This is a genomic window from Glycocaulis sp. (assembly GCF_052168375.1).
Classification (GTDB): Bacteria; Pseudomonadota; Alphaproteobacteria; order Caulobacterales; family Maricaulaceae; genus Glycocaulis.
Genome location: NZ_JBQLZR010000276.1, coordinates 1 through 5,980, shown reverse-complemented (window position 1 = coordinate 5,980; position 5,980 = coordinate 1). Strand labels below are relative to the sequence as shown.

7 protein-coding genes and 1 tRNA gene are annotated in these 5,980 nt (G+C 63.3%); 3 read left to right on the top strand and 5 right to left on the bottom strand.

Going from position 1 to position 5,980, the window contains the following annotated elements; all coding sequences use genetic code 11:
• Positions 1–470: DUF3237 family protein (locus tag ACTS2Z_RS11250; RefSeq protein ID WP_442573303.1), on the top strand; the 470-nt coding region annotated here is incomplete at its 5' end.
• A 102-nt stretch (positions 471–572) separates the two neighbouring features.
• On the top strand, positions 573–1,079 hold the full coding sequence (locus tag ACTS2Z_RS11245; protein WP_442573302.1) for a hypothetical protein: 507 nt from the start codon (positions 573–575) through the stop codon (positions 1,077–1,079).
• A gap of 46 nt (positions 1,080–1,125) precedes the next feature.
• Here the strand turns inward: ACTS2Z_RS11245 and ACTS2Z_RS11240 are convergent, their stop codons facing one another.
• The 3 genes from ACTS2Z_RS11240 to ACTS2Z_RS11230 all read right to left on the bottom strand — a co-directional run bounded on the left by ACTS2Z_RS11240 (position 1,126) and on the right by ACTS2Z_RS11230 (position 3,936).
• The gene (locus tag ACTS2Z_RS11240; RefSeq protein WP_442573301.1) at positions 1,126–2,721 is read right to left on the bottom strand and encodes an ABC-F family ATP-binding cassette domain-containing protein; all 1,596 of its coding nucleotides are present in this window, start codon (positions 2,719–2,721) and stop codon (positions 1,126–1,128) included.
• Positions 2,722–2,830: 109 nt separating this feature from the next.
• A complete protein-coding gene (locus ACTS2Z_RS11235; protein ID WP_442573300.1) occupies positions 2,831–3,610 on the bottom strand; it encodes an SDR family oxidoreductase in 780 nt (259 codons plus the stop codon).
• Complete coding sequence (locus ACTS2Z_RS11230) at positions 3,607–3,936, bottom strand: nuclear transport factor 2 family protein (RefSeq protein WP_442573299.1); 330 nt, start codon at positions 3,934–3,936, stop codon at positions 3,607–3,609. The genes ACTS2Z_RS11235 and ACTS2Z_RS11230 overlap by 4 nt, the downstream gene beginning before the upstream one ends.
• A 99-nt stretch (positions 3,937–4,035) precedes the next feature.
• Here ACTS2Z_RS11230 and ACTS2Z_RS11225 point away from each other — a divergent pair, with 99 nt between their 5' ends.
• Entirely contained in the window at positions 4,036–4,944 is a 909-nt protein-coding gene (locus ACTS2Z_RS11225) for a LysR family transcriptional regulator (protein WP_442573298.1), read from the top strand.
• A gap of 138 nt (positions 4,945–5,082) precedes the next feature.
• Here the strand turns inward: ACTS2Z_RS11225 and ACTS2Z_RS11220 are convergent.
• Positions 5,083–5,173 (bottom strand) — tRNA-Ser (locus tag ACTS2Z_RS11220).
• 92 nt (positions 5,174–5,265) lie between these two features.
• The gene (locus ACTS2Z_RS11215) at positions 5,266–5,949 is read right to left on the bottom strand and encodes a hypothetical protein (RefSeq protein WP_442573297.1); all 684 of its coding nucleotides are present in this window, start codon (positions 5,947–5,949) and stop codon (positions 5,266–5,268) included.
• Positions 5,950–5,980 lie beyond the last annotated feature (31 nt).

The following is a 5,980-nucleotide window of genomic DNA, read 5'->3' as shown; positions in this document are numbered from 1 at the left end:
CCGATATCAGCAAGCCACCGGTTCTGAAGCACTTCACCCGCTCGGTCATCGAACTGGGCGAGCCGATGGATGTCGGGCTGACCCCTGAAGGCTTCCGGCGCATCGTTCCCATATTGGGCGGCAGTTTCGCCGGTCCGGACATCAAGGGACGCATCCTGCCCTTCGGCGGTGACTTCCAGACCATAAAGCCGGGCGGACAGATTGACCTTGATGCCCGCTACATCCTTCAGACGGATGACGACGAGCTGATCTATGTCAGCAATATCGGCACGCGCTATGTGCCCGCGGAAGCCTTCGGCGCACTGATCGCGCGTGAGCCCGTCGACATGTCGCTGGCCAAATCGACCGGCGCTGCAAAGCTGGAAACCGGAGCGGAACGCCTGCAATGGGTGAACCGGACACGCTTCTTTCCCCGTGGCCAGCGTGGCCCGGACGGGCTGATGCTCGATTTCTACTATTTCGCGAACTGATACAGAGCGCCCCTGCCGTGACCGGCCGGGTGTCTGGACATTTGCGTCAATCTGCTCACCAATCACCCGTCTCGGATAGGCGTCCGGCGCGAGGCAAGCACGGTGACCGACTGGTATCGCGAACTCCAGATGCGTCTGTCTGCCGCCGGCGCCCTGACGCCGGAAACACGCGAGCAGGTTTACACTGAATTGCGGGCTGGCGCGCCGGACAGCGAGGCCGGGCGGCTGGAAGTCGCAATCCGGCGCGTCGAGCAGCACGCGCTTCTCGATGCGCCGCGAGCGCCGGCTAAACCGGCCATCGACCCGAATGCGGTCTCAGACGATGTCTATGAACAGGTGGCGTTCACCGAGCGCGCATCAGGCCAGGAACGGCGCGGTGTGGCGGGCTGGCGAACCGGGCCGCAATCCTGGGTCACGCTTCAGGTCGCGGGCGGGCCGGAGTGTTCGGCAGCAGGCGCCAGTGTTGGTGGCGCACTTGAAACAGCGAGGCGCCGCCTGCGCCGCCAGGGCTACGATCTTGGCACCCTGCCAACCGGGCTCGCTGATATGATTGGCCGTGAGCCGCCACGGCAAACCTGGTGGAAGCGCCTGACAAGCCCCTGGTCATGAGCTGCGCCTGGAGCTCTAGCAAAGGCTCGCTCCGGCAGGTAGAGCCTTAGCGGGCCGCCGCCTGCTTGTCGGCCTGCAGGATCAGCTTGCGGTAATCATTGAGATTGCCGTCATAGCGTGAGGCCCGGCCATCCTTCACCAGCCAGAGCTGATCAGCAGTGCCTTCGGCGAGATACACATCGTGGGTGATGAGCACGACGGCACCCTCGTATTCGTTGAGCGCATAGATCAGCGCCTCGCGGCTGTCGATATCGAGGTGGGAAGTCGGCTCATCAAGGATCAGTATGTGCGGCTTTTCCATCGCCATCAGGCCGAGCAGAAGGCGCACCTTCTCCCCGCCTGAAAGTTTTTCGATGTTCGTGCCGATCTTCTCGTGCGCAAAGCCCATCGCCGCCGCAACGGCGCGCTGGCGTGCCTCGGTCGTGCCCTTGGGCAGGGCGTCACGCACATGGTCCAGAACCGTTTCGCCTGCGCGCAGTTCATCGAGCTGGTCTTGCGAGAAATAGCCGATACGCAACGCCCGCGGGGCGACCCTGTCGCCGCCCATCAAGGCCAGGCGCATCGCGATGGATTTGACGAGCGTGGTCTTGCCCTGACCATTGGCACCGATAATGGCGATGCGGTCATCCGGATCGAGGCGCAGGTCCACACCCTTGAGGATCACAGCATCCTCGCCATAGCCCAGCACCGCATCGCGCAATTGCAGCAGAGGCGGCGACAAGGCATCGCCTGAGCTGGGGAAGGAGAAGGGGACGGTCCGCTCGTCGAGGGGAACCGTGATCTCCTGCATTTTCTCCAGCATCTTTACGCGCGACTGGGCTTGGCTCGCCTTGGAGGCCTTGGCCTTGAACCGGTCGATGAAGGCTTGCAGATGGGCGCGGTCGGCCTCCTGCTTGGCCCGCTGGCTCTCCAGGAAGGCTGTTTTGGCTGCGCGCAGCTTCAGCCACGCATCATACCCGCCCGGCGAAATCGAAAGCTGCTTGTGTTCCAGCGCCAGCGTGTGGGTGACGCAGCGGTTCAGCATTTCCCGGTCGTGCGAGACGATGAGCACGGTGTGGGGGTATTTTTTCAGATAGGTTTCAAGCCACGCCGCGCCTTCCAGATCGAGATAGTTGGTCGGTTCGTCGAGCAGCAGAAGATCCGGCTCGGAGAACAGGACGCCGGCGATAGCGGCGCGCATTCGCCAGCCGCCCGAAAACTCTCGCGTCGGGCGGTAGAGATCGGCATCAGTGAAACCCAGACCCATCAGCACTTCTGCGGCGCGAGACTCTGCCGACCAGGCATCGATATCGGCAAGGCGCATATGGATCTCGCCAATCCGGTCAGGATCCTCAGCCGTTTCGGCTTCCTTCAGCAGCGCATGGCGCTCCTTATCGGTCGCCAGCACGACATCGAGGATCGTCTCGTCCGATGGCTCGACTTCCTGTGCCACCCAGCCCAGCCGCGCGCCCTTGTTCAGGCGGATCGAGGAATCCGGGGAGGGGCGCTCGATCTCTTCGCGGATAAGCCCGAGCAGGGTCGACTTGCCGGTGCCGTTGCGGCCCACCAGGCCGACTTTCCAGCCGCTGGATATCTGCGCCGACGCATTCTCGAACAGGGAGCGTGCGCCGATGCGGTAATCGAGGTTTGAGATCGTAAGCATGGGGGCGGTTTATACATGCGCGCGCACAGCGCAATGGGCGTGGGCGCATGGCAGCTACGCAATTGCAGCATGGGCGTTGTCTTGAGCCTTGAACGGGTACCACGGGCGTTCAAGCTGTTGGCATGGTGCCGCCATCGATCACGTATTCGCTACCTGTGATGGTGCCTGAACGGTCCGATGCGATGAAAGCGATGAGGCTTGCGATCTCCTCAGGCTTGGACGGCCTGCCAACGGGCACCCCGCCAAGGGACTTCATGATCATCTGCTTGCCTTCTTCGACGCTCACCCCGTGCTCTGCCGCAAGGCGCTTCGCCAGCTTCACTGAGGATTCCGTCTCGATCCAGCCCGGTGATACCCGCACCACGCGTACACCTCTCGCCGCGACCTGCTTCGACAGAGCTTTGCTGTAGGTCGACAGGGCCGCCTTAGCGGCGGCATAGGCCGTTGTCGCTTCGGGCAACGGTAACCGGCTCTGGATGGAGGTGACATGGATCACCACGCCCGCGCCTTGCGCCTCCATTCCCGGCAGGAGCACCCTGTCCAGGCGAACCGCCGCCATCAGGTTGAGGTCGATCTCCTGACTCCACTGTGCATCGTCGAGCACCCGGTAGCCCCCTGCCGGTGCCGAGGATCCGCCCAGCATGTGCACCACAATGTCCACCCCGCCGAGCCTGTCGCGCACGGCTGTGGCGACCCTGTCGCAACCGTCTGGCCGGGTCAGGTCCGCCGCGACGAACTGCGCTTCGGGCATTTCGGGTGGCCGTGTGCGGGCCGTCGTCAGTACATGCGCGCCCAGCGCCTCAAAGAGCCGCACCGTCGCCGCTCCCGCACCGCGCGTACCGGAGGTGATGAGCGCGCGTTTACCCTCAAGTGTGATGAAGGGCTTCATGGAACGATCTCCAGCTTGGAAATCATCCCGTCCGTCAGCTCGAAGATATAGCGCAGGTCGACCGGGCTGCCGGGAAAGGTTCCGGCGAGGTGGCTGGTGATGATGATGCGCCCATCGTCCCTTGCCATCGCGAAGGGCTCGACCGTGTAGGTGTACAGGGTCGAGGCATTGGCCATCCACTGACGGATCGCATCGCGCCCGGCATAGGTGTTGCCTTCGTCGACAACCACCGCATTCGCCGTGAAGCACGCGGCTATCGCTTGGGCGTCGCCCCGCCTGTCTCCTTTGAAATAGGCGTCGATCACCGCGGGAAGGTTGATACTCATGGTCTGTCTCCCGTTCATTTCATTGCCTCGAACATAGTACGTTGACACCATGCTGATAATCGAGACAAAGTGAGATAAGGCGTTGAGAAAATCAGGACAATGTCGATCTACAAACTGTCTGACTTCGATGCCGTTCTGGCGATCAGTCGCCGGGGCTCTTTTCGTGCGGCCGCGCTGGATATCGGAATGTCCACAAGCGCGCTCAGCAATACAGTCGCCAAACTCGAGGAACAGCTCGGCGTACGCCTTTTCAACCGCACCACGCGCAGCGTGTCGCTGACCGGCGCCGGGCGGAGGTTCGTTGACCAGGTAAGCCCCGCGCTTCGTGACATTCATCAGGCGCTCGACGCGGTGCGTGCGCAGCAGGAAACGCCCTCCGGCACGCTGCGCATCAACACGTTCGCCACGGCGGGGCGCGAAATCCTCGCGCCTCTGATCATCGAGTTCCTGAGGCGGTTTCCCGATGTCCGGGTCGATATTGTGACCGAAGGCGCGCTGGTGGATATCGTAGCCGGCGGCTTCGATTTCGGTGTGCGCAGTCAGCCGCTTGTACCCGGCGACATGATCGCCATTCCCATTAGCCAGCCACGCCGCTACGCGGTGGTAGCGACCCCGGACTATCTTGAAGGCCGCGAGTTGCCTCGCGTGCCATCCGACCTCATGGCCCATGCTTGCATCCGCACCCGCCTTCCCAATGGCAGCATGTTCCGGTGGCAGTTCGCGTCCGGGGGCGAGCCGGTGCATGTGGATGTCGACGGTCCGATCACGCTGGACGAGGCAAGCCTCGCGCGCATCGCGGTGCTGGAGTCGCTCGGGGTCGGATTCTTCATGGAGTCCGATGTTCGTGCAGATATCGAGGCTGGCCGCCTGCAGCGGCTATTGGAGGCCTGGACGCCACCGCTCGCGCCGCTTTGCCTCTATTACCCGAGCCGCCGCAACCCGCCAGCGGCCTTCAAGGTGTTCGTTGACCTGGCACGTGAACTGGCCCGCTCCGCACGGGTGAGCTGAGCCCCCTGCGCACGTGCAGGCCTTCGCGAGTTCGCCGCTTGGTCAGGCGGGAGAAAGAGATGAAGTTTAGCTTGGTGAGCGGCGGGGCAACACGACCGCTGACGTGTCAAGAGTGGCGCTTCTATCAGAAAAAGGCGCTGGCGGAGAGGAAGGGATTCGAACCCTCGATACGCTTTTGGCGTATACTCCCTTAGCAGGGGAGCGCCTTCGACCACTCGGCCACCTCTCCACTGGCCGGTTTAGCCGTTATGCCAAACGTCGATCAAGCCAATATATCCGTGAGGGCTGACAAAGTGCCGCCCTCACGGTTTGGCGCTTGCCTCAATACCGGCAGGAGCTGGTGGTGAAGACACCGCCGATATAATCCTCGCAGTCCCGGTGACGCCGGTATGGCGGGTAGTGACGCCCGTAGCGGCTATGCCCGTAGCCGTACTGGCCGCGATGGTGGGGCACCACGATCAGGGGCGGGCAATCGGGGCAGATCTCGGCCATGCGCACCCGCACATCGGCGAGGCGATAGGACAGGCTCTGGAAGCGTTCCTGCGCAATCTGCCAGTCCGCGCCGGAGCGCTGGCAGTAGCCCTCATTGTAGCGGTTCTGGTACATGCAGGCAGCATGGGCCTGACACGACGCGGTGGAGGCGCGGTAGGAGGCATCCAGATCGACCTCGAACGTGCGCACCAGGTCAATCGTCGGCGTGGATGGTCCGAAGGGCGGGCGGGTGCCTGTCTCGGTGGATTGCGAAGTGCTGGTGGTGGAGTGCCGGTCGATATAATGGCCGGGCCAGGGTGCCAGCAGCCAGTTGGAAGACCAGTGCGATGGCGTGGTCAGCGAGCGCGCCTCGCTGCGCATCCGGTTATATTCCTGCGTCAGGCTGCCGACATTACAGATGCGCTCGGCGGTCTCCAGCGCGTGAATGTCGCGGGCGGGCACCGACTGGGGCGCTGCGCAGCCCGCGAGAATGGAAACGGTCGCGGCGATGGCGGAGATGCGGGCCAGGCTCATGGCAGGCTTCCTTCAGCTTGTGCTTGGCACG